Raw genomic sequence first — 20,771 nt, forward strand, 5'->3', positions numbered from 1 at the left:
CGATCCGTTCAGGCTTGAGACGAGGCCCTACAATAAGAAAATTATCTTCGAGGTTCAAAGAAAAAACGTAACAATGCGACGGACCATGTCGAAAAATCGATCCCTGGGTGCGTGGATGGATGGGAATCGCTGACCTGGGGCGCGGGGTGATGGCATGAGAATGCGGATTGTTCCGTCGGTTTTTCCTCGGGTCTGGCCGCCAGGTGGTTCCATTGCGCCAGTCGAACGGAGCGGATGGCGTTGGTGCATGTGGGGCAAGGTTGAAGTGATGACACCAGGCGGCAGCCCGTCAGGCGGTAGTTGCCGACGAGTCGGGCAGCGCGGACGATGGCGCGCAATTCCGCGTGGCCCAGGGGGTCGTTGGCAGCCACGACCTGATTGCAGTCCTCGGCCAGGATTGTTCCTGTCGGGGCGGAAAGGATCGCTCCGACGGGGATCTCGTTGCGGTTTCCGGCTTTTGATGCGGCCAGCAGGGCCAGGAAGTTCAGGGCGTCGTCATGGGAGAGGAAGGGGTCTTGGAGCGTGGGCGGGGCGCTCATGAATCGCCTTCGATGGATTCGGTTGGACCCAGGAAGGTCAGATCATACCGTTGGTGGTCCCAGGCAGTCTGGGCGGTATCCCGGGAAAAGACCCAACTTTCGTGAAAGGGGTTTCCTTTTTCGTCTTGCAGGACGATCCATACTGCGGGATTGACATGCCCCTCGGGACCGTGGATTGCGGTTCCTTCGAGAAATACCAGATCGGGCACGAAAACGACGGGATGAATCCATCCATCCCAGGGGGCTTTGATTTTTTCGCCGGTTTTGACGACCATGCGATAGACATTCAAGGTGCGTTTGTCAAGAATCATGAAATGCAGGGGGGCGCCGACTCCTGTTGCGATCATTTCTTCGGAGGGGCGGGCGACAATTTTTGTGACGTGCGGCGCGAGTGCCAGCGAAAGCAGACCTTTTCCCTGTTGGTTCAGGGGGAGGTACACCGTGCTGGTTTTTTGTTCGAGCAGGGGGGCCGCCAGGACGATGGCGGCGATGGCGAGGAAAAAAAAGATCTTTCCCAAGTGAAGGCGAATCATGTGGGAGCAAAATGGTTGGGTGGTTGGCGGAGAGAGAGGGATTCGAACCCTCGATACCCGATTTGGATATAACACCTTAGCAGGGTGCCGCCTTCAACCACTCGGCCATCTCCCCTTTTCGCTGGATCTTTGCCTCAAATGAAGCAGGAAGTCAATGCCTGCGAGGAAGGTCATCATTTTTCCGAGCAACCCTTGACGTCGGGATCCCGGATGGGGTAGTAAAGACGGCTTGAACGGGCCTATAGCTCAGCTGGTTAGAGCGCACGCCTGATAAGCGTGAGGTCGGTGGTTCGAGTCCACCTAGGCCCACCAGCGATTGAACGATCCGGTCGTCCGTTGTTTCCCCATGCATCATTCCATTGATGGGTCGGGTGTCGTTGGCAGTGGGGATCGGTTCTTCCTGATCAAAAATAAAAAACATTCACGTTTTCCTGCACTTCGGCCTTCTCTTCGTATGACGCAGTTCAACGATTGAGAACATGCCCTGGTGCGTTTTTCCCCGCGTTTCACTCAATGATAAACGAGAAAAATTTGGTATGGGTCTTTGTCTTCAATGGCGTCCCCGGCGCGATTTGAACGCACGGCCTACGGATTAGGAATCCGTTGCTCTATCCGGCTGAGCTACGGGGACATGGATTTGATACGATTATGAAAGGTTGCTGTGGGTGTTTCTGATTGTCAAGGGGTCATCCCTCCATCTTCAGGTTTGACTTTCCCCGTTGACCTCCGTGGCATCCTGACATAAGCATTCGGTGATTTCCAGTGGTTGCGTGCCATCCCGACCGTTACCATCCGATTTCCCGATGAACTTTTTCGATTGTCGCATTGAAGAGTTCAGACTCCAGGCAACCAGGGTGGAACTGTGGCGATGAACTGAGACCAACACAGGTCAAGATGTCCCCGGGCATCGGCATATCCTTTGGCCCGCCATCCGAAGACCGCACCCGAAAAACGGAGAACATCGGCGTGGAAGGCTTCTTCCACCAGGGGGTCGATGATGTTCGGCAGTACCGCCACATCGTTCATCAATCCCAGAATGTTTTGAATCGCTTTGAGGTTTTGCAGAAAAGGGGCGACTTTTTCCCTGGGAAAAAGGGAGGCGAAAAAATCGGTGGCATATCTCATCTTCTTGCACTCGATCCGCAGGGCATGCAACTCGGTGTCGCTCATGGAGGACAGGTTCTTTCCCAGGAAACAGGTTTTCATCAACCTTCGATCCAATGCCTTGACCGAAAATTCTCGAATGCTCCGGTTCATCCGGACCCGCTCCCGCGGCGGCATGTCCCACGGAAACCAGCCGCGCATCTCCAACCATTTTGCGAATTCCTGAACGAACGTCCGATACCGGGGGCTGTCCAGGGTCTGCCGAACCTGGAATTGAAGTTCCTTGCGTTGGTTTTGCGCCCGTTCCAACAGAATCCGTTCTCCCTCCTTGAATGGTGTCTTGCCAAGCAATGGACAAAGAGATTCATTCAAGAACACATCCAGGTCCCGCGCCGGTCCCAATGCGGCAGCGATCCATCTCATGTCTTCCCCCCAGGTGGCGAACCGTTGGGGAGAAATGGCCTTGGAAAAAAGTGACAGCGCCGAACGCATCTTCCTCAGGCAGACCCGCATCTGATGGATGCCCTCGCAATCGGAATGGTCGTAGGCAACCGGAACCCACATCTGCATGATCGCAAGATTCTGCTGAAGAATCATGCCAAAAGCATCGCCCGTTCCATGACGGCTCATCAGCCGGATGTCCTGAACATCCCGATCAGGATTGCCACTCACACGATTCTCTCCCGAGGCTTCGGGGACGGTTCCCCGTTTTGTGGGTATCCATGCCTGCGTTTTCCGGGCAAATCTATCCCTTCCGGTGACATTCTGTCTACCAGCTTCCGAGCAGGGCGGTGATAAAGGAAGATTGTTTCAGGACAAAAAAAAGATTTTGTCTCCTGGTCCGAATCTGCCGATCAAGGGGAGTGGAATGATGTGATCGGAGTCGTCAATTATTGTTTCCTATTAAACCACGGGTTTGGAGTCTGACATGGCGGAAATCAATGAGAAAAATACATCGAACCCGATCATTCTCGGAGAAGGGAGCAAACTGGCCCAACCAACGGAGCATCCAAAGATAAAAAAAATGGCCAACGACGAATATCTTGAGGCCATGCATGATCTGCACATCGAATTGTTGAAATTTCAAAACTGGGTCAAGGGGAGCAACAAACGGGTGGTGGCTCTTTTCGAAGGACGGGATGCCTCGGGAAAGGGGGGAACCATCAAACGATTCATCGAACATCTGAATCCTCGCGGTTGCCGGGTGGTTGCCCTGAACAAGCCGACCGACGAAGAAAAATCGCAATGGTATTTCCAGAGGTATGTTCCCAATCTTCCTTCGGGGGGAGAAATCTGTTTCTTCGACCGTTCCTGGTACAACCGATCCGGGGTGGAGCGGGTCATGGGGTTTTGCAATCGCGATCAGGTGCGTGAATTTCTCCGCAGCGTCCCTCTGTTCGAGGAAATGTTGGTCCGATCGGGAATCATTCTGTTCAAGTTCTATTTTTCGGTCAGCAAGGAGGAGCAGTTGCGCCGCTTCAAGAGGCGGGAGACCGATCCCCTCAAACAATGGAAACTCAGTCCGGTCGATAAGGAATCGCAGGACAAGTGGGACGACTATACCCACGCCAAGGAGGACATGTTTTTCTATTCTTCGACCTCTCTTTGTCCCTGGACCATCATTAAATCGGACGACAAGAAAAGGGCCCGGGTCAACAGCATCAAATATTTTCTGAGCCGGATCAATTATGAAGGAAAGAGAAGGGAACTGATGGATTATGACCCGCGCATCGTGCGTACCGTTCAGGAGGAAATCGGTATCGATTGATTGATGGGCCTGGCGGCAATCCGGTCCCCGGAGGTTTGTATCCGGCGGCTTGGGACCGGATGCCCTGGTCAGGGATGGACATGGGGTCGCAATTGACGTTGGCGGTTTTCCGGTTGCCGGACCTGGGACCGTTTCTCTTCAAGCCATTCGAGCCATTGCCGCATCCCGAGACCGTTGCGTGCGGAGATGGGCATCACCGGCGCCGAATTGGCAAGCCGGCGCAGGCACGCTTCCGCCTCGGATGGTTGGAACGTGTCCATATAGGGCAACAGGTCCGTCTTGGAGAGCAGCATCAGATCGGCAATGCGAAACATCACCGGATATTTGGCTGGTTTGTCGTCGCCCTCGGTGACCGAAAGGAGGATCACATTCGCCTTCTGTCCCAGATCGTAGGCAGCGGGACAGATCAGATTGCCAATATTCTCGATGAACAGGATGTCGATGGTCCCAAGGTCGATTCGATGCATGGCCTCGTGGATCATTTCCGCATCCAGATGGCAGGCGCTTCCCGTCGTGATTTGAATCGCAGGCACCCCTTTGGCGCGGATTCGACGGGCGTCGTTTTCCGTTTCCAGATCTCCTTCGATGACCGCCAAACGGTGGTGCGATCCCAACGCTTCGATGGTCGCTTCAAGAAGAGCGGTCTTTCCTGCCCCGGGAGAGGACATCAGATTGATCGCCAACACCCCGTGCGCTTCCAGATGGTGACGGTTGTGGACCGCCATTTCATTGTTGGCCGCAAGGACGGCGGTGTGGACCTCAAGGGTCTCCGATTTGGGATGGATTGTCGCACTGCAACCACAGGAATCGCACATGGAGGGCCTTCTTGTTTCGGGTCAGGGAATGTCGAGTGACGGTTTCCGAGAATCACCGCCAGCGCCGCCTGCAGGTCATTGTCCTTGCGCGGCGGGGGCAGAATCTCGGTGATGCGGTCCAGGATCTCCAGGGGGCGGCGCTGGGGCGGGCGCAGGCTCAAGCGACCGGAAATGGCGTTGACATGGCGCTGATTCGGACCGTTCATAAGCTTTTTCCGCTCATCTCAACCACATCACTGGCCCAATGCCGCACATCTTCCACCATTTTTTCCGCCTCTTCCACAGGAATTCCGGAGATATCCAGGTCTTCGTAGCGCAACAGCACGGCGAACGGATTCAGGAGGCTGAAATGATCGGCGGCAAAGGGAAAGGGAAGGCCAAGATCCAGGATCCGGTCCACCAATTCGTTCAGGTTATGGGTACGACGAAACGTGATCCCACTGGCCAGCAAGACCGCTTTCAAACATTTTTCCACGGCCTGCTGGGCGTGAAAACAGGCCATCTCGGCATTGATGCCGGGTTGATTCTTGATGGCGTGAAAGACGGCCCGGTCCTGGTCGGCCTTGCGCAACAGGCGGCGCGCTTCATCAAAGGGAGTCATGGATGATCCTCCCCTCCTGCAAGGCCCAATAAATGGCGCCACTGGAATGGGTGCGACGCTCTTCCATTTCATCGCGGGAGCAAACCAGCAGATCTACGGGGATGCGCAAAGGGCGCAGTAACTGTTGCAGGCGGGTCATCTCCCGCACACGGTTTCCCACCTCGGGTTCCACCACCAGCAGATCCAGATCCGATTCTTCCCGGGCGTCGCCACGGGCGAAGGAACCGAAGAGAATGATGCGCGATGGCCCGATAGCTTCGGCCAGCAGAGCGGCGGCGCGGCGGATGGTCGATTCGTCGATGCGGTTCATGCGTCACCTCCGTCCAGATCCAAAGTAAACTGTTTCATGGGCTCGGACTTGCGCGGCGGCGTAACCGTTCAGACCCCTTTTTTCTTTCAATAATCCCGAATCCAGAGAGGGCTCTGAATAGTTACACATGGAGGGCCTTCTTGTTTCGGGTCAGGGAATGTCGAGTTCCAGGCGGGCCAAGATCAATGTATCACCACCCGCCACCTCCGTGGCAAGCGAGGAACAGGCCGGACAACGCCAATCATTGACCGCGACGGCGCCGATATGGGCACAATCGCGGCATCGAACCGTGAGCGGCTGATCCTCGATGGTCAGGGTGGCATCCGCAACGATGGTCCCTTTTTGAAAAAATTCGAAAGCATGACGCAACAACGAGGAATCGACACCCGAACAGGGACCATTGTGCAGATGAATTCCCCGAATGTGCCCTCCCGGATGCGCGGCGGCGATGGCCGTCACCTGGGTCACCAATGCCTGACAGACCGACATCTCATGCATTTCAATTCCTGTCTGGCTTTGGGATCGGTGCCCAATACATCAAGATCCCGGTTGATCGTCTCGTTTTTCCTCGGAGGACCAGGTAAATTTTTTCGTTTCTCGTCCCGGACTCTTGGCCTCGAGCTTGAACGCCAAGGTCCCGGGAAAAGGATTCCAAAGACCTTGGGCCTCGCCCCAAACCTGCAATTTTGGTGAAGACAGACGTAATGTCTTTGCATGGAATCGGGGGCCGGTCAAGGTACTCGACAGGGTGATCCGGGGAAACGCCATTCCCCATGAGGGGGTCAATCCGGCATAAGCCAGGAGACCTCGGGCCAGGTCTCGCGGACCCTGTTCGAAAAAGGCATCGTTGACACGAAAGGTGGACATCTCCACGCCAATTTCCGCCCGTACCTGGTCGATGGTCCCCTGGGTTGCCGCATCGTTCCAAAGGGCGTTGACCACCGCGTTTCCCGTACTGGCATCGAGGGCAAAGGCTTCTCCGAGAATGACCTTGCACCGACCCCTGGATCCGAAAACCTCCATGGAGCCATATCCGATGGGACGGGCAATCGGTGGATCGAGATCCTTGAAAGGAGGCCGGGAAAGGTATAACGGACCGGTGCGAATCGCCCACAACCCATCGGGACTGAACCGTCCCCGTCCCCGGGTCAGATGACCATCCCCGTTTTCCGCCCGTTCGAAGCGAAAGGCGATCCCTTCGGCGGTCATCAAAACTTCCAACCCGGTCAGTTTGACTTCTCCCAGTTTCTGTCGATTCAGCAACCAATGGGATAATGCGGACGTGCCAGCCATCCGTTTGAGCCACAGCTCCGGATTGCCCACGACCGTATCGAAGCGGATCATGCTGACCAGCGGTTGCAGGGAATGCAGTACCATCCGTCCCTGCCCGCGAAGGCCCAGGGGTTCCAGATCCATGTATTTGACCATCAGATTTTCGCCGCGTCCCATGGACTCTTCCCAGGGCTGATCGGGATCGAGCGGGGGCGGGGTGACGAGTCGCTCGGGATTGGCCTGAATCAGGGCCGGGGCAAGAATGGCCGTCAGTCCCACCATCCACAACGGCGCCAGCCGCCGGCAGCGTTCGCGTTTCATTCCAATGACGGTTGCCAACCGTGCGGACATTGCGTTCAACCATCGTGCAAAGCGTTGTTTTTTTCTCATTTTCCCTTCCATGGAGGATCAACGAACGAGAATGAAAAAACCTTCCTGTCCCCGTTGGATGTTGAGCAGCATTTCGCGACTGTTTTTCTGAACGATCGCCGATAAGTCCTCGAACGTCCCGACCGCTTGACGGTTGACCGCGAGAATCCGATCGCCGTCGCGCAGCCCTGCCTGCCAGGCCGGTGTGTCGGGTTGAACGGAGACGACGACAATGGGTTCGTTTTGTTCTCCATCCTCCAGTTTTTCCATGACGGCCCCGAGAAAACGGGGATCGATCCGTTTTCCTTCGATTTTTCGCGTTCTTGGTTCGGTGACCTCGGTTGTGATCTGCTGGCGTTTGCCGTCACGCAGAATATCCAGTTGGATCCGGTCGCCCACCAGGGACAATCCGATCAGAGTGCGCAGACTGGCCGAATCGGTGATGGGGCGTCCATTGGCGGACAGCACGACATCACCCGGACGAACCCCGCTCTTGTCGGCGGCGGATCCGGGAACGACCCGCGTGATGACCGCTCCCTGAGGTTGGCGGATGCCGAAGGCGTTGGCCAGGTCGGGGGTCAGATCCTGGGAGCTGATACCCAACAGACCGCGGCGAACGGCCCCGAACTGGATCAGTTGTTTGATGATCCGTTGCGCCATATTGATCGGAATGGCAAAACCGATGCCGACATTGCCCCCGCCCTGGGCAAGAATGGCGGTGTTGATCCCGACCAGTTCGCCGCGCAGATTGACCAGGGCGCCGCCCGAGTTGCCCGGATTGATGGAGGCGTCGGTCTGGATGAAATCCTCATACCCTTCGAGGCCCAGCCCTTTGCGTCCGAGGGCGCTGACGATGCCGGAGGTGACTGTCTGCCCCAGGCCAAAAGGATTGCCGATGGCAACGACAAAATCGCCAACCCGAAGGGTATCGGAATCTCCGGGGGTCGCTGCCTTGAGTCCTTGTGGCGGAATCTGGATCAGGCCAATGTCGGTGTCACGATCCAGTCCCACCCGCTTTCCCTGGAGGATTGTCCCATTGCGCAGGGTGACCGAAATGGAATCCGCTTTTTGAATGACATGGTTGTTGGTGATGACGAGTCCTCTTGCCGCATCGACGATGACGCCCGACCCGAGGCTTTGCTGGGTTTTTTCCTGTTCCATCCGCGGCAGGTTGAAAAAGCGGCTGAAGAAGGGATCACTGAGCAGTGGATGTTCCACGGTACGAATGCGGGTGGATGTGGTGATGTTGACGACGCTCGGGACCACCTTTTCCAGCATGTCGGCCAGGGAAGGGAGGGGTTGTCCGGCCACGGTCGCGGGAAGTGCCGCACGACCGGGCGCGGCCATGAAAAAAAATCCATACAAGAAAAGAATGGCAAGGGATCTTGTTTTCCGATTCATCGTTCGTCACTCCCGAAGCGGTGTCAGGACGCCGTCTTTTCGCCAGGACAGATAATCCCGCAGCATGAGGGCATGGTCGAACGCCAACTCCCGGGGAAGGTTGTCGATGTCATGAATGGCGACATTGCGTGCATCGTCCCGGGCCTCGGGCAATCCGTGGGCCTGGGCGACATAAAGCGCGGTGACGGTATGAAAACGCGGGTCGCGGTCGGGGGCGGAATAAAGACCGAGCAATTGTTTCAGTTCGACCTGCAACCCCGTTTCTTCCAGGGCTTCGCGCCTGGCGGCGTGTTCCACCCGTTCACCACGATCGACGAAACCTCCCGGAATGGCCCAACCATGGGGTGGGTTTTTTCGTTCGATCAGGACGATGGGGCGGTTGGGAAGGTCTTGCAGTTCGATGAGTATGTCCGCTGTCAGAAGTGGGGTGCGCGGTGTTTTCATGGTTGAACCTTTCCTGGAGCGGCAATCGTTGAATCGTGTCTTTCTGTCGAGGATTCGACCGCGGAAGGGGTGGTGAATGAGGCATCGAAGACCGGGGGAAAGTGTTGCAGAAGGGTTTGTTCCAGTTCCAGGGCGCTGGCGTGACAGCCGAGACGTGCCATGGAGGTGACTCCTCGATCGCGGATGCCGCATGGAATGATGCCGGAATAGTGTGTCAGGTCGGGATCGCGATTGATGGCGATGCCATGATACGTGATTCCGCTGCGTATGCGAACCCCGAGCGCGGCGATTTTTTCCCCTCCCACCCAGACACCCGGATTTCTTCGGTCACGGTCGCCGTGAATGTCGAACCGGGCCAGGGTCCGCAGCACCCATTCCTCCAGACGACGTACATGATCCAGTACCCGACCGGTGTCGGGTCGCAGATCGCGAATGACGTAGGCCACCTGTTGTCCTGGTCCGTGATAGGTCACCCGTCCGCCGCGGTCGGTGGTGACGACGGTGATGGATGGATGGCCGGTCGCCGAGGGAAGGATTTCCTCCATTTTGCCCGATCGTCCCACGGTATAGACCGGTGCGTGTTCCAGGAGCATCAACAAGTTCGGTCCTCCGTGACGGATCAGGCGTTCGACCCGCAGCAACTGAAGGGCCAATCCTTGGGCATAATCGATCCGTCCCGGACGGAGCAGGTCGTAGCGAGCGGTTTCCGGGTGGTCGGGTTCAGGAATCGCTGCCATGAAACAACCCTTCGGCATGAAAGGAAGAGCGTGCCAGGGGGTGACTGGCGACACGTTCGAAGCCCATGTCGCGGGCAGTCCTGCCAAGGTGATCGAATTCCTCCGGGGAAACGTAACGGTGAACGGGAAGATGTACGGGTGAGGGTCTGAGATATTGACCGATCGTCAGCAGAGTGACGCCATTCGTTCTCAGATCCCCGAGGGTTTGCACCACTTCGGCGGGTTCCTCGCCCAAACCGAGCATGATCCCCGATTTGACCACGCCTGTCCCGGTAGCTCGGGCATGATCGAGCATGGCCATGACCCTGGAGTAGTTGGAGGCGGGCCGGACCTGGGGATAGAGGCGGGATACCGTTTCCACATTCAGGTTGAATACGTCGGGCCGTGCGGTCAGTACCTGGTCGAGGCTGGCACGATTCCCCTGAAAATCGGGAGTCAGGACCTCGACCGTGGGTCGGTTGGTCAGGGACATCAAGGCATGGATGCAGGCGGCAAAATGACAGGCCCCGCCATCGGGCAGGTCATCACGATTGACCGAGGTGATGACGACATGGTTCAATCCCATGGCCTGGACGGCACGGATGAGTCGTTGCGGTTCCCCAGGATCCACGGGACCGGGGCGTCCCGTGGTGACATCGCAGAAGCCGCAGCGTCGGGTGCAGACGTTACCCAGAATCATGAAGGCCGCCTCGCCTTTGCTCCAGCACTGTCCCCGATTGGGGCAGGTCGCCGATTGGCAGACGGTATGAAGCCCCAGGTTTCCCAGGAGTCGTTCCACCTCCAGGCATTCCGGGGTCAGCGGCGCCTTGACCTTGAGCCATCGGGGTTTGGCTTCACGGATCCGGGGGGGAGGGGAGGGGGGCTGTTCGTTTTTCATGGCTTGTCGGCCCCGATGGCGGCGAAAAATTTTTTCCTGATCTTGGCGTTGAAGGTTTCCCATTTCATCCGTGCCAGGTCCTCGTCTTCCGATCCCGACAGAAATCCCAGCGGAATTTCAAATCCGCCCGCCGCCGCCTTGCCACCGCCATAAAAGGACCCGGTGACGGAGCGTCCCAGACCTTCCTTGATGAAGGCATCGGGATTCAGGGCCGATTTGGTGGTTCTCAGGGAGCCGCTGATTCCCTCCTCGCCGGTCGAATGGGTTACGATTCCGAAGACGATGGCGGTGTGGACCGTCTCTTCCGTCAAGAGGAAATCCGCGGCCTGGGGAATGGAATCGCGATCGCTGGCGCGCAGATAACCGACACCCGAAATACAGAGTCCTTCGCGGATTTCCCGATTGGCCAGGGCCAGGCGAATGATTTCCATGCCGCGATGGGAGCGCTGTTGGTGGAGAATATCCACGAGAAGGTCGTTGTCGTAGAAAGGTTGAAGGCGGGCGGCGGCGAGAAAATCGATGGGTTGCGCCCGGATCATGGAGGATGTTTCACTGATGATGCCATGCATCAGGGCCGTGGCCAGATATTTGTGTTTCAGGTTGGAGGCGACCAGGGTCATCGCCCCCAGAGCCAGATAGTCGGTGAAAATCGAGGCGCAGGCGCCGACGGGACGAATATCGACAAACAATGGTTGCAACCGTTCCTGGGGGGCATGATGATCGATGACCGCCAATACCGGAACACCATTTTTTTCGAGACGATCGACCAGGTTGGTCGTGGTCCCCTGGTTATCGACGAAGACCGATCCCTGATAACGTTGTTTGTCCAGGGGTTGATCCGAGGGGATGGCGAGGACATCGATCTTGAGCAGGTTGATCAGCGCAAGGTTTTCCTGATGACTGATGCGACCGCCGTAGATCAGATCGGTCTCGATTCCCATTCCGGCGACAATCTGCCGGTAGGCCCAGGCGCAGGACAGGGCGTCGGGATCGGGAAAATCCTGCATCACCACCGCATGTCGCTCCCCTTTTCGTCCTTCGAGGATTTTCAGAAATCCTTCCAGCTTTTCCCGATCCCCGACGCCGCCAATATCCATTGGATTACCTCGTTGAACTAGGGTTGCTCATGATGGTTTCCTGATGTCTTGATCCGGTGGCGTGAGGGCAATGGTTCCGGATCATGTTCCCGGTTTCGAAATGAGCCACGTCCCGATGAGCAGATGATCGAGTCCCGAGCGCAGGAAGGTCGATACGGCATCCTCGGGTGTATGGACGATGGGTTCGCCATGAAGATTGAACGATGTGTTGAGCAGGGCGCCAACTCCGGTTTCCCGTTGAAAGGCGGAAATCAGCTCATGGTAACCGGGATTGGCTGCGCGTGTGACGACATGGGGGCGGGAGGTTTTGTCATAGGGGTGAAGGGCGCCGGACATATCCTGTTGGCCGTCCCGGGTGGAGTCGAAGGCGAGGGTCATGAAGTCGCCATGGAGGTTTTTCGGGTTGACGACGTAATCATCCACCCGTTCCTCGATGATGCTCGATGCGAACGGCATCCAGAAGTCGCGTTGCTTGATCATTTCGTTGATGGTTCGCACCACCTCGCGGGGGCGGGGGTCGGCGAGAATGGAACGATTGCCCAGGGCGCGTTGTCCAAATTCGGCCCGTCCGACAAAACGACCGAGGACCCGTCCCGACGCCAGAAGGTGTGCCACTTTGGTCGGGTGACCCGTCTCGATGGTGCATCCCTGCAATTCCACGATCCGGTCCAGTCGGTGTCGGATGTCGCTGTCCTCGAAGGAGGGGCCAAGGTAAATCGAATCCATGGGATGGCATTCGCCGATGGTTTCCGCCGGGATCTGGGCAAAGTGGACCGCCGCCATGCAGGCGGCGCCGATGGAGAGTGATTCATCGCCCGATCCGGGGGGAACGAAGAGGCTTTGCACATCTTCCCGTTCCCAGATGACCTTGTTGGCCTTGATGTTCATGGCAACGCCGCCCGTCATTGCCAGATGGCCGCAGCCGGTTGCGGCGATACCATTTCCGGCCCATTCCGACAGGAGTTCCTCGGTTCGTTTTTGCACTCCCCAGGCGATGCCGTCGAAACGCATCCCTTCAAGACGTTCCTTGAAATGAAAAAAATGATCCCGCGGTTTGACCCGATAAGAAAAACCCAGGCCATCGACCTGAAGGGTTTCGGCAAATATTTCGTAGGCCTGTTGTCCGTACTTTGGATTGGCATAGGGGGCCAGTCCCATGGTCTTGAAGGCGTGTTCGAACTGTTTCATTCCGAGGAGCAGGGTGGCGTAGCGGTAGATGCGGCCAATGTTGCACTGGTTGGTGCGATGAAGGACGCGCAGTGGTTGTCCCCGGGGCGCATGCCAGACACTGCCATTGATGCCGTCGCCTGCGCCATCGGCGGCAAAGACGAGGGTATCGTGTTCCAGCCGTTCGGGATGGACCATGAAGGCGTACCAGGCATGGCAGGCATGGTGGTCATGCACCGAGATTCGATCCCGCGGCAGGCCAAAGAACTGTTCATGGTGGCGCAGGCGGGCTTCGAGCATTCCTTCATGATCTTCTTCGTCTTTGACCAGGGAGGAATCGTAGATGAAGCGGGATGGATCCAGACGATCCTTGAAAACGTCGCAATAGGAAGGGCGGGCCCCATCGAAAAGACGTGGTTTCCAGTATTCGTTCTGTTCCCGCCAGAAGTCGCGGATCGAAAAGGATTCCCGAGGCACCCAGAAATATTTGGGTGGAAGTTGCCTTGTGGCGAGGGCGACCCGGTCGATGTCGGCGAGGGTCACGCTCCCCAGGGCGAGGCATTCGTCAATGGCGCGGAAGGGAAAGCCGGAACGGGTGGTTTGCCGTGTCGGTCGGTCTTCGCTGATGGCGGCGATCAGTTTTCCGTCCATCATCAGGGCGGCGCTGGCGTTGTGGCCTTCATTGATGCCTAGAATGATCATCGATCGTTTCCATTCAGGATAAGGGGCGCTTCGTCATCGGTTCTTTCAAAATTAATGTAATGAAAAAAGGTTATCTTGAATCGCGTGTGAGGGGAAAATTTATTTTGAATAAAATATCACGAAAAGCCCCGATCACACCCGTGAAGCACGGTTTTGATGCGGATACTGCCGATGCGATCCTGTGTCCTGATGATTTTCTGGCATAATCGCAACGATGACTGTCGCAACTCTTCAAGAGAGCGCCGGGAATCGACCGAAAGCACCAGATCCGCCACCATTCCCTCACGGGTATAGTGCAACACCAGATCGGAGATGGCAATCAATCCCTCCTCTCCTTCGAGCATCCGGGAAACGGCGGCGACCATCTCCTGACGTCCCGGATAGTCGATGGGCATGGGCAGGCTCTGGTCTTCCTCCGGATCGACATGGACCATGACCTCGGTCACGGCAAGAATCCCGTCGATGATGGAACGCCTGAGACGTTCGGCAATCTGGTGCCCTTCGGACACGGAAAGGAACGGATTGACGACGACATGGATATCGACGTGAAGATTGGGGCCGCTGCGGCGTATCTTGAAAAGATGGGCGGAATGGACATCGGGATGAGCGCGAACCATGGTGACGATCTGGTCTTGAATCGCCTTGTCGATCGCCGCGGATGCGTCGGTAAATTCCAGAAAGGCATCCCGACAAAACCCGTAGGCCATCTTCATGAGAATGACCGAAACGACAATGGCGGCGATCGGGTCGGCCACCGGCCAGCCGACCATCGCTCCGGCGATGCCGATCAGGGCGGCCAGCGAGGAGATGGAATCGGAACGGTGATGCCACGCATTGGCCACCAAAGCGCGAAGGTGCCACGTTTCTCCGACCCTGCGGGTGTAATGGAAGAGCCATTCCTTGGCCAGAATGGCGATGATGATCACCACCAGGGCGGCATTTCCCGGAATGACATCGGTACGATCCTCGACCCGATTCACGGCGTCGATGACGATTCCCCCCGCCAGGGCAAACAACAGCACCCCACTGAAAAGAATGGCCATGGTCTCGTAACGCCCATGTCCGTAGGGATGCCCCTCATCGGCGCCGGCGCGCGACATGCGATTGGCGATCCAGATCGCTCCGTCGCTGAACAGATCGGAAATGGAATGCAGTCCATCCGCAAGAAGAGCAGGACTCTGGGCCAGAATCCCAACGACCGTCTTGACCAGCGACAAAAGTATATTGACCACCATGCCGATGGCCATGGCACGGTCCGCCATCTTCAGGCCCAGGATCTCCTGGGCCTGGCGCACCTTCTCCCCGGAGGAGGCGGTTGCGAAGGCGTCCATGGCGGCAGGTCAATTCACGATCATCGACGGGTGTTGATGGCGATGAAGAGCGGATCGCCGTTGCGAATCACCCGAACCAATACGGTATCCTTGTCGCGGGTCGCCTCCAGGGCTTTTTCATAGCTGGCCACTGAATCGACCTTCATGCGGTTCAATTCCACCAGGACATCGCTGCGCAAAATTCCCGCCTCGGCTGCCGGCCCATTGGGTGAGAGTGACACCACCACCACGCCGCTCTGGTCGGGATCGAGCCCAAACCGTTGCCGGTTGCGATCATTGATCGGTTCCACCTGCATTCCAAGGCGGTCGTTATCGACCTTGCCTGGGGTCCGGGCCTGTTCGACCTCCTCGTCCGGCGGCATTTCGCCTGTCATCGCCGACATCTGCATTTGTTTGCCGTCGCGCAACACATCCATCACCACCTTCTTTCCAACCTCGGTGGCGGCGACCATCGTCGGAAGTTCGCGCATCCGATTGATTTCATGACCATCGAATTTCAAGATCACATCACCCGTTTTCAGCCCTGCCTTTTCTCCCGGCCCTCCCTGCATGACGTGGGTGATCAAGGCCCCTTTCGGATCCTTCAGGCCGAGTGCCGAGGCCAGTTCCTGGGTGACCGTCTGGATGCCGATGCCAAGCCAGCCCCGAGTCACATGGCCAGTGGTCTTGAGCTGCGTGACCACCGATTTGGCCAGATTGACCGGAATGGCGAAGCCAATCCCCATGTTGCCCCCGGAACGGGAAAAAATGGCGGTGTTGATCCCGACGACCTTTCCTTTCATGTCGAACAGGGGGCCCCCCGAATTGCCGGGGTTGATGGCGGCATCGGTCTGGATGAAATCGTCGTAGGGTCCACTGCCGATGATCCGTCCCTTGGCGGAAATGATCCCCACGGTCACCGTGGCATCGAGGCCGAAGGGATTGCCGATGGCCAGCACCCATTCACCGACCTCCGCCGTTTCCGAATCGCCCAGATCGACGACGGGAAGTTTCTCTCCGGTCTCGATACGGATCAATGCCAGATCGGTCTTGGAATCGCTGCCGATCACCTTGGCGGTGAATTCGCGTTCGTCCGGAAAGCGAACGGTGATCTTGTCGGAACCATCGACGACATGGTGGTTGGTCAGGATGAACCCCTCGGGGTCGATGACGAAACCGGAACCCAGGTTTTGCGATTCAAAACGGTCACGCGGGAGTTGTTCGTTGAACTGTTTGAAAAAATGTTCAAAAGGTGTCCCTTCGAAGGGATTGCGTCCCATTCCTCCCTCGACATCCATCTTGCGGGTGGCGTGAATGTTGACGACCGAGGGTTTCAGTCGTTTGACCAGGTCGGTCAATTCGGGAAGCCCCTGGGCTTCCGCCGGAGTCGAAAAGACGCACAGAACCAGGGACAACAAGATCGCCAAGGTGTGTCCCAGACCCTTTCCTGGCAACGATGGAACATTCCAATACATACGCATCACCCGATACTCCCAGAGTTTACCAACGGTCCCCCAGGGGGTTCCTTCCCGTATTCATTTTTACCTTGATAACGCCACATTCAAGAAAATCGACTTTCATTGCGGGAACAGCCGGCGATTTTCATGACGGCAAGGCGGCTTCAACTTCCCATAACCCAAGCCACAAGGCAAGGGAAGGCAACATCCATGACCGCGCCAAAGGGCATTTCATGGTCATGGCACGAACGAAATCCAAAGAAGGGCCGCCAGAAGAAATACTGTCTCCGAAAGTTCACAAGCGGCCCCCAGGACATCTCCGGTCACCCCAGCCAATCGGGCCGTCATCGAACGGCGAAACGCCACCATGAACAGAGCGGTCGTCGCCACGGCCAGGCTGACGGAAAAATCGGCAAGGAACAATGGAGCCATCACCGCCAGGGCAACCACGGTCCAGCCCTTCTTCCTGGAGACCTCCCGGGCAAGAACCGTTCCCATCCCCTGGGAACGTACATAAGGGGTGGAAATAACCAGAAAGACCAGGGCCGTCCGTCCCACCCAGGGGGCGAGAAGCAACAGCAGTGGCATCCGAAGTTGAATCAGGGTCTGGATTGCGGTGAATTTGACCATGAGTTGCATGACGATGGCCATGACTGCCGCCGGACCGGCGCGGGGGTCCTTCATGATCTCCATCATCCGCTCCGGTCGTCCGTGCCCCCCGACCCAGGCATCGGCCAGATCGCCCAACCCTTCCAGATGCATGCCGCCCGTCAGGGCGAGCCAGGCCAGGAGCAGCAGCACCGCGGTCATAGTGTCCGCCGCCATGTCGAGCAGCCACGCCAGGCCCCAAAGCATGACGCCGATCACCATCCCGACCGGCGGATACCAGAGCACCGACGCCCCCATCGTTTCGTCATCCGGATCGCGGACGATCGGCATGGGTAGGGTGGTCAACAATCCCAGGGCAAGCCGGAAGGGTCGTCCGATCATCGCACCCCCAGGAACAGGGACCGCGATGAGACAGGTTCGTCGCCCCGATCGAGGACCAGGCGCACACATGCCCCTGGCGGCAGATTCAGGGACCAGATGTCGCGGAAGGAGCGTCCCAGCGCCAGTGCCGCCAGTTGACGCATGACTCCGCCATGGGTAATGACCAGAAGATGTTCCGGCGCCGGAAACTCCGGTGATGAACTGGTCGTCAGTGAATGCAGACAACCCGATATTCGTTCGGCGAAGAGGTCCATTGGCTCGCCACCGGGAGGGGGATGAAGGGTCGGGTCGTCCCAGAAGGCCGCAAGACCCAAGGGATCCATGGCCATGACTTCGGCGCTGGTCCGCCCGTCCCAAAGACCAAAATCATATTCGCGCCAGGCCGCATCCAGGACCACCGGGATTCCGTTTTTCTTTCCCCACCACTGGGCAAAGACGGAACAACGTTCGAGTGGCGAGGATAATAGGCCATCGGCCTTGTCGGACAGTGCCGCCGCCCGTTCCATCGTCTTCCAGCCGGCCTCGGTGAGGGGGGGATCGCTCTTTCCATTGAAACGGGCCCCGCCGGTGACTTCTCCATGCCTGAGAAGGTCGATCAAAAGGGGGTCAGTCATGATTCTTTCCGGAAACGGCGGCTTCTTCGAAGGTTGCCATTCGGTTGTGCAGGGCGCAGGCGATCCGTACCAGGGGAATCAGAGTCGCGGCGCCGCTCGCCTCGCCCAAACGCATCCCGAGCGACAAAACCGGGACTGCCTTGGCCGCCTGCAATACCGCGACATGACCTGGTTCCTTGGACATGTGGGAAAACAGCAGCCAGGGATGGATTTCCGGTCGGAAACGGAGGGCGGCGAGGGCGGCGACGGTGGTGATGAAGCCATCGATGACGCAGGGGATCCCTGCCTGGGCCGAGGCCAGATAAAACCCGGTCAGTGCCGCCATTTCCAATCCCCCGAGCCGGCGCATTGCATCGAGGGGGTCGTCCTGGGAGACCTGATGAAAGGCGATGGCCTTGGCGATCAGACGTGATTTTTCGAGGATCCCTTGCCGATCGAGGCCGGTTCCCGGACCCGTCATTGCCTCGGGGGCGGTTCCGGTCAGGATCGATCCGACCGCGGATGCGGCGGTGGTGTTGCCGATTCCCATCTCGCCCCCCGCGAACAATCGTACCCCGACCGCGATTCCGCGGGCGACTGCCTGCCGTCCCAGATCCATGGCGGCGAAAAGTTCATCTCCGGTCATGGCCGGGGCGTTGCGGAAGTCCGTGGTTCCCGGCGCCACCCGTCCCGCGACCACCCCGGCGAGAGGCCCGGGGTCGGTTTTCACTCCGGCATCCACCACCTCCAGTTGGGCCCCGATTTCACGGGACAGAACGCAGATGGCCGCGCCCCCCCTGGCAAAGTTGCGCACCATTTCGGCGGTGACCGATTGTGGAAACGCCGATACTCCGGCCGCGGCGATTCCGTGGTCCGCGGCGAAGACGACGATACGTACCGGATCGATGTCGGGAGCGTCGGTTCCCATCCATCCTGCCGCCCGGACGGCCAACTCTTCGAGGATTCCCAGGGAGCCGGGCGGTTTGGTCAACCGGTTCTGCCGTTCCCTGGCCCGGTGGGCGTGAAACGATGAAACCGGAGGTACGGGAAGGGCGAGCCAGTCTGGACGCATGGTTCAATCCTTTTTCAATTCGAGGGGAAGGCCGGCCACCATCAGGGTGACACGACGACACATCTGGGCCAGGGCTTGATTGAGCCAACCGTTTTCGTCGGAGAAACGGCGGCTCAGGGATCCCATGGGGACGATGCCGAGGCCGGTTTCGTTGTTGACCAGGAGGACTGTGCCTGGAACATGGGGCAGCAGTTGCAGCAGCAGCCCTTTTTCCCGTTCCAGGGCATCCGGGTCCTCGGGAATGGAAAGCAGATTGGTCAGCCACAGGGTCAGGCAATCGACCACCAACACCGTGCCGCAAGTGGCATGATCGCCGAGGACCCGGGCCAGATGGACCGGTTCCTCGATCAAGCCCCAATGGGAGGGGCGGGATTGCCGATGCAACCGGATCCTTTCACGCATTTCCAGATCGCCCGACCGGGCGGTGGCGACATAGGTCACCGTCCCTTCCAGGGCCAACGCCCGATTTTGGGCGAAGGCGGTCTTGCCACTGCGGGCGCCGCCCAGGATCAACTCCACCGCCATCGATGACACTCCCGCGCAATAATTAAACCCGAAGCGTATCCGGGAAGTTATAGAAGAAGCAATGCAATAAAAAGACTCGTGATCGACCAGACCATGCCGCCGCGGCGGACCAGCCCGGTTGCCCGGTCAATGTCGGACGGAGTTGGCGCGACCGTCCCCCCGAGAAGTGGCGCCGGCTGCCAGATTCCATGATAAAACGCCCCCCCGCCAAGACAAAGTCCCAGCGCTCCCCCACCAGACGCCATCACCAGAGTGGCGTTGGGGCTTTTTCTCACGGTGCATCCGCGCCAGGCGCGCAAAGCCCCGCGACGATCGCCCAGAAGGAGGTAGGTCAACGCCGTCAGACGGGCGGGGATGTAGCCCAGGACATCGTCCAGACGGGCAGCGGCCCAGCCAAACTGGCGGTAGCGTTCGTTGCGGTAGCCCCACATGGCATCCAGGGTATTGGCCAGACGAAACAGAACCACTCCCGGCCCGCCAAGAACGATGAACCAGAACATGGCGGCAAAGACGGCATCACAACCGTTTTCCAATACCGATTCCACCGTCGCCCGGGCGACATCGGGCGATTCCATCGTCCCGGTTTCGCGACTGACGATCCATCCCACCCGTTGCCGCGCCTGCGACAGGTCTCCCCGTTCCAGGGCGTGTCGCACCCGCCGGGCATGATCTTCGAGACTTTTCCCCCCCAATGCCAGGTACAGCAAGATGATCTGCGCCACGCCACTCCCCAACCATCCCCAAGGCTCGCCGAACGAGACCATTCCCGCCAGTACGACCGGAGGAACAAGCACGAGGATCACAGCCACCCCCCCCGCCAGACGCCCCCGCCAACCTTCCATCGGGCCGCATCCGCGAAGTCCCCGTTCCACCCATCCCGCCATCCGGCCAAACCCGACCAGCGGATGAAACCGCCCCGGTTCCCCCAGCCACCGGTCCAATATCCACCCCAACCCAACCAGACCCGGGCACCCGTATGAGAACAGGATCATCGTCCGACTCCATCTTCCATGACGCGAAAAGGTTCCATCGCGCACGCGATTCTGGAGTATTCGCTCAAAGGTTTCAATAGTGAAGATCACTCGATG

The 20,771-nt window shown here is 58.2% G+C and carries 22 protein-coding genes and 3 tRNA genes; 2 read left to right on the plus strand and 23 right to left on the minus strand.

The features are described 5' to 3' along the window. Positions 1-41: 41 nt before the first annotated feature. The 3 genes from HQL76_06465 to HQL76_06475 all read right to left on the minus strand — a co-directional run bounded on the left by HQL76_06465 (position 42) and on the right by HQL76_06475 (position 1,187). A complete protein-coding gene (locus tag HQL76_06465) occupies positions 42-539 on the minus strand; it encodes a nucleoside deaminase (protein MBF0108800.1) in 498 nt (165 codons plus the stop codon). Next, complete coding sequence (locus HQL76_06470) at positions 536-1,057, minus strand: hypothetical protein (protein MBF0108801.1); 522 nt, start codon at positions 1,055-1,057, stop codon at positions 536-538. The genes HQL76_06465 and HQL76_06470 overlap by 4 nt, the downstream gene beginning before the upstream one ends. A gap of 39 nt (positions 1,058-1,096) precedes the next feature. Further along, positions 1,097-1,187 (minus strand) — tRNA-Ser (locus tag HQL76_06475). 120 nt (positions 1,188-1,307) lie between these two features. Here HQL76_06475 and HQL76_06480 point away from each other — a divergent pair. Next, positions 1,308-1,384: transfer RNA gene (locus HQL76_06480), tRNA-Ile, on the plus strand. 242 nt (positions 1,385-1,626) lie between these two features. On the opposite strand, the gene HQL76_06485 is transcribed toward HQL76_06480, so the two are convergent. Next, positions 1,627-1,703: transfer RNA gene (locus HQL76_06485), tRNA-Arg, on the minus strand. Between the two features lie 203 nt (positions 1,704-1,906). Further along, positions 1,907-2,848: a CHAD domain-containing protein gene (locus tag HQL76_06490; GenBank protein MBF0108802.1), complete on the minus strand. Its 942-nt coding sequence runs from the start codon at positions 2,846-2,848 to the stop codon at positions 1,907-1,909. A 256-nt stretch (positions 2,849-3,104) separates the two neighbouring features. On the opposite strand from HQL76_06490, the gene ppk2 reads away from it, so the two are divergent. Next, on the plus strand, positions 3,105-3,944 hold the full coding sequence (ppk2, locus tag HQL76_06495; GenBank protein ID MBF0108803.1) for a polyphosphate kinase 2: 840 nt from the start codon (positions 3,105-3,107) through the stop codon (positions 3,942-3,944). A gap of 68 nt (positions 3,945-4,012) precedes the next feature. Here ppk2 and hypB read toward each other — a convergent pair whose 3' ends face one another. The 18 genes from hypB to cobD all read right to left on the minus strand — a co-directional run bounded on the left by hypB (position 4,013) and on the right by cobD (position 20,675). Then, positions 4,013-4,759: a hydrogenase nickel incorporation protein HypB gene (hypB, locus tag HQL76_06500; protein ID MBF0108804.1), complete on the minus strand. Its 747-nt coding sequence runs from the start codon at positions 4,757-4,759 to the stop codon at positions 4,013-4,015. A 202-nt stretch (positions 4,760-4,961) separates the two neighbouring features. Then, on the minus strand, positions 4,962-5,360 hold the full coding sequence (locus tag HQL76_06505) for a HEPN domain-containing protein (protein ID MBF0108805.1): 399 nt from the start codon (positions 5,358-5,360) through the stop codon (positions 4,962-4,964). Then, the gene (locus tag HQL76_06510) at positions 5,347-5,670 is read right to left on the minus strand and encodes a nucleotidyltransferase domain-containing protein (protein MBF0108806.1); all 324 of its coding nucleotides are present in this window, start codon (positions 5,668-5,670) and stop codon (positions 5,347-5,349) included. Before HQL76_06510 ends, HQL76_06505 begins: the two co-directional genes overlap by 14 nt. Positions 5,671-5,820: 150 nt before the next feature. Continuing rightward, positions 5,821-6,168 carry a hydrogenase maturation nickel metallochaperone HypA gene (locus tag HQL76_06515; GenBank protein MBF0108807.1) on the minus strand — a complete coding sequence of 116 codons (348 nt, stop codon included), beginning with the start codon at positions 6,166-6,168 and terminating at the stop codon, positions 5,821-5,823. A 39-nt stretch (positions 6,169-6,207) separates the two neighbouring features. Beyond that, the gene (locus HQL76_06520; GenBank protein ID MBF0108808.1) at positions 6,208-7,332 is read right to left on the minus strand and encodes a hypothetical protein; all 1,125 of its coding nucleotides are present in this window, start codon (positions 7,330-7,332) and stop codon (positions 6,208-6,210) included. Between the two features lie 18 nt (positions 7,333-7,350). After that, a complete protein-coding gene (locus tag HQL76_06525) occupies positions 7,351-8,712 on the minus strand; it encodes a DegQ family serine endoprotease (protein ID MBF0108809.1) in 1,362 nt (453 codons plus the stop codon). A 6-nt stretch (positions 8,713-8,718) separates the two neighbouring features. Then, positions 8,719-9,156, minus strand: coding sequence for an NUDIX hydrolase (locus HQL76_06530; GenBank protein MBF0108810.1), 438 nt, complete (start codon positions 9,154-9,156; stop codon positions 8,719-8,721). Continuing rightward, positions 9,153-9,893, minus strand: coding sequence for a lipoyl(octanoyl) transferase LipB (gene lipB / locus HQL76_06535; GenBank protein MBF0108811.1), 741 nt, complete (start codon positions 9,891-9,893; stop codon positions 9,153-9,155). The genes HQL76_06530 and lipB overlap by 4 nt, the downstream gene beginning before the upstream one ends. Further along, on the minus strand, positions 9,877-10,770 hold the full coding sequence (gene lipA, locus HQL76_06540) for a lipoyl synthase (GenBank protein ID MBF0108812.1): 894 nt from the start codon (positions 10,768-10,770) through the stop codon (positions 9,877-9,879). Before lipA ends, lipB begins: the two co-directional genes overlap by 17 nt. Next, positions 10,767-11,867, minus strand: coding sequence for a DHH family phosphoesterase (locus HQL76_06545; protein MBF0108813.1), 1,101 nt, complete (start codon positions 11,865-11,867; stop codon positions 10,767-10,769). Before HQL76_06545 ends, lipA begins: the two co-directional genes overlap by 4 nt. Before the next feature lie 81 nt (positions 11,868-11,948). Then, the gene (locus HQL76_06550) at positions 11,949-13,736 is read right to left on the minus strand and encodes a carbamoyl transferase (GenBank protein ID MBF0108814.1); all 1,788 of its coding nucleotides are present in this window, start codon (positions 13,734-13,736) and stop codon (positions 11,949-11,951) included. Between the two features lie 116 nt (positions 13,737-13,852). Next, positions 13,853-15,067 (minus strand): cation transporter, encoded by a 1,215-nt coding sequence (locus HQL76_06555; GenBank protein ID MBF0108815.1) that lies wholly within the window; start codon positions 15,065-15,067, stop codon positions 13,853-13,855. A 20-nt stretch (positions 15,068-15,087) separates the two neighbouring features. Then, positions 15,088-16,521 (minus strand): DegQ family serine endoprotease, encoded by a 1,434-nt coding sequence (locus tag HQL76_06560; GenBank protein MBF0108816.1) that lies wholly within the window; start codon positions 16,519-16,521, stop codon positions 15,088-15,090. Positions 16,522-16,740: 219 nt separating this feature from the next. Further along, positions 16,741-17,493, minus strand: a complete 753-nt coding sequence (locus tag HQL76_06565) for an adenosylcobinamide-GDP ribazoletransferase (protein ID MBF0108817.1) — start codon at positions 17,491-17,493, stop codon at positions 16,741-16,743. Beyond that, the gene (locus HQL76_06570) at positions 17,490-18,107 is read right to left on the minus strand and encodes a histidine phosphatase family protein (GenBank protein MBF0108818.1); all 618 of its coding nucleotides are present in this window, start codon (positions 18,105-18,107) and stop codon (positions 17,490-17,492) included. Before HQL76_06570 ends, HQL76_06565 begins: the two co-directional genes overlap by 4 nt. Continuing rightward, entirely contained in the window at positions 18,100-19,158 is a 1,059-nt protein-coding gene (gene cobT / locus HQL76_06575; GenBank protein MBF0108819.1) for a nicotinate-nucleotide--dimethylbenzimidazole phosphoribosyltransferase, read from the minus strand. The genes HQL76_06570 and cobT overlap by 8 nt, the downstream gene beginning before the upstream one ends. A 3-nt stretch (positions 19,159-19,161) precedes the next feature. Next, positions 19,162-19,683, minus strand: a complete 522-nt coding sequence (gene cobU / locus HQL76_06580; protein MBF0108820.1) for a bifunctional adenosylcobinamide kinase/adenosylcobinamide-phosphate guanylyltransferase — start codon at positions 19,681-19,683, stop codon at positions 19,162-19,164. Between the two features lie 47 nt (positions 19,684-19,730). Then, positions 19,731-20,675, minus strand: coding sequence for a cobalamin biosynthesis protein CobD (cobD, locus tag HQL76_06585; protein MBF0108821.1), 945 nt, complete (start codon positions 20,673-20,675; stop codon positions 19,731-19,733). Between the last annotated feature and the right edge of the window lie 96 nt (positions 20,676-20,771).

The sequence above is a fragment of the Magnetococcales bacterium genome, assembly GCA_015228815.1.
Taxonomy (GTDB): domain Bacteria; phylum Pseudomonadota; class Magnetococcia; order Magnetococcales; family UBA8363; genus UBA8363.

What these genes read in the sequence shown, in the direction of transcription:
- HQL76_06465 (MBF0108800.1), bottom strand. Translation starts at nt 539, where the DNA reads ATGAGCGCCCCGCCCACGCTCCAAGACCCCTTCCTCTCCCATGACGAC.
- ppk2 (MBF0108803.1), top strand. Translation starts at nt 3,105, where the DNA reads ATGGCGGAAATCAATGAGAAAAATACATCGAACCCGATCATTCTCGGA.
- hypB (MBF0108804.1), bottom strand. Translation starts at nt 4,759, where the DNA reads ATGTGCGATTCCTGTGGTTGCAGTGCGACAATCCATCCCAAATCGGAG.
- HQL76_06505 (MBF0108805.1), bottom strand. Translation starts at nt 5,360, where the DNA reads ATGACTCCCTTTGATGAAGCGCGCCGCCTGTTGCGCAAGGCCGACCAG.
- HQL76_06510 (MBF0108806.1), bottom strand. Translation starts at nt 5,670, where the DNA reads ATGAACCGCATCGACGAATCGACCATCCGCCGCGCCGCCGCTCTGCTG.
- HQL76_06515 (MBF0108807.1), bottom strand. Translation starts at nt 6,168, where the DNA reads ATGCATGAGATGTCGGTCTGTCAGGCATTGGTGACCCAGGTGACGGCC.
- HQL76_06520 (MBF0108808.1), bottom strand. Translation starts at nt 7,332, where the DNA reads ATGAGAAAAAAACAACGCTTTGCACGATGGTTGAACGCAATGTCCGCA.
- HQL76_06525 (MBF0108809.1), bottom strand. Translation starts at nt 8,712, where the DNA reads ATGAATCGGAAAACAAGATCCCTTGCCATTCTTTTCTTGTATGGATTT.
- HQL76_06530 (MBF0108810.1), bottom strand. Translation starts at nt 9,156, where the DNA reads ATGAAAACACCGCGCACCCCACTTCTGACAGCGGACATACTCATCGAA.
- lipB (MBF0108811.1), bottom strand. Translation starts at nt 9,893, where the DNA reads ATGGCAGCGATTCCTGAACCCGACCACCCGGAAACCGCTCGCTACGAC.
- lipA (MBF0108812.1), bottom strand. Translation starts at nt 10,770, where the DNA reads ATGAAAAACGAACAGCCCCCCTCCCCTCCCCCCCGGATCCGTGAAGCC.
- HQL76_06545 (MBF0108813.1), bottom strand. Translation starts at nt 11,867, where the DNA reads ATGGATATTGGCGGCGTCGGGGATCGGGAAAAGCTGGAAGGATTTCTG.
- HQL76_06550 (MBF0108814.1), bottom strand. Translation starts at nt 13,736, where the DNA reads ATGATCATTCTAGGCATCAATGAAGGCCACAACGCCAGCGCCGCCCTG.
- HQL76_06555 (MBF0108815.1), bottom strand. Translation starts at nt 15,067, where the DNA reads ATGGACGCCTTCGCAACCGCCTCCTCCGGGGAGAAGGTGCGCCAGGCC.
- HQL76_06560 (MBF0108816.1), bottom strand. Translation starts at nt 16,521, where the DNA reads ATGTATTGGAATGTTCCATCGTTGCCAGGAAAGGGTCTGGGACACACC.
- HQL76_06565 (MBF0108817.1), bottom strand. Translation starts at nt 17,493, where the DNA reads ATGATCGGACGACCCTTCCGGCTTGCCCTGGGATTGTTGACCACCCTA.
- HQL76_06570 (MBF0108818.1), bottom strand. Translation starts at nt 18,107, where the DNA reads ATGACTGACCCCCTTTTGATCGACCTTCTCAGGCATGGAGAAGTCACC.
- cobT (MBF0108819.1), bottom strand. Translation starts at nt 19,158, where the DNA reads ATGCGTCCAGACTGGCTCGCCCTTCCCGTACCTCCGGTTTCATCGTTT.
- cobU (MBF0108820.1), bottom strand. Translation starts at nt 19,683, where the DNA reads ATGGCGGTGGAGTTGATCCTGGGCGGCGCCCGCAGTGGCAAGACCGCC.
- cobD (MBF0108821.1), bottom strand. Translation starts at nt 20,675, where the DNA reads ATGATCCTGTTCTCATACGGGTGCCCGGGTCTGGTTGGGTTGGGGTGG.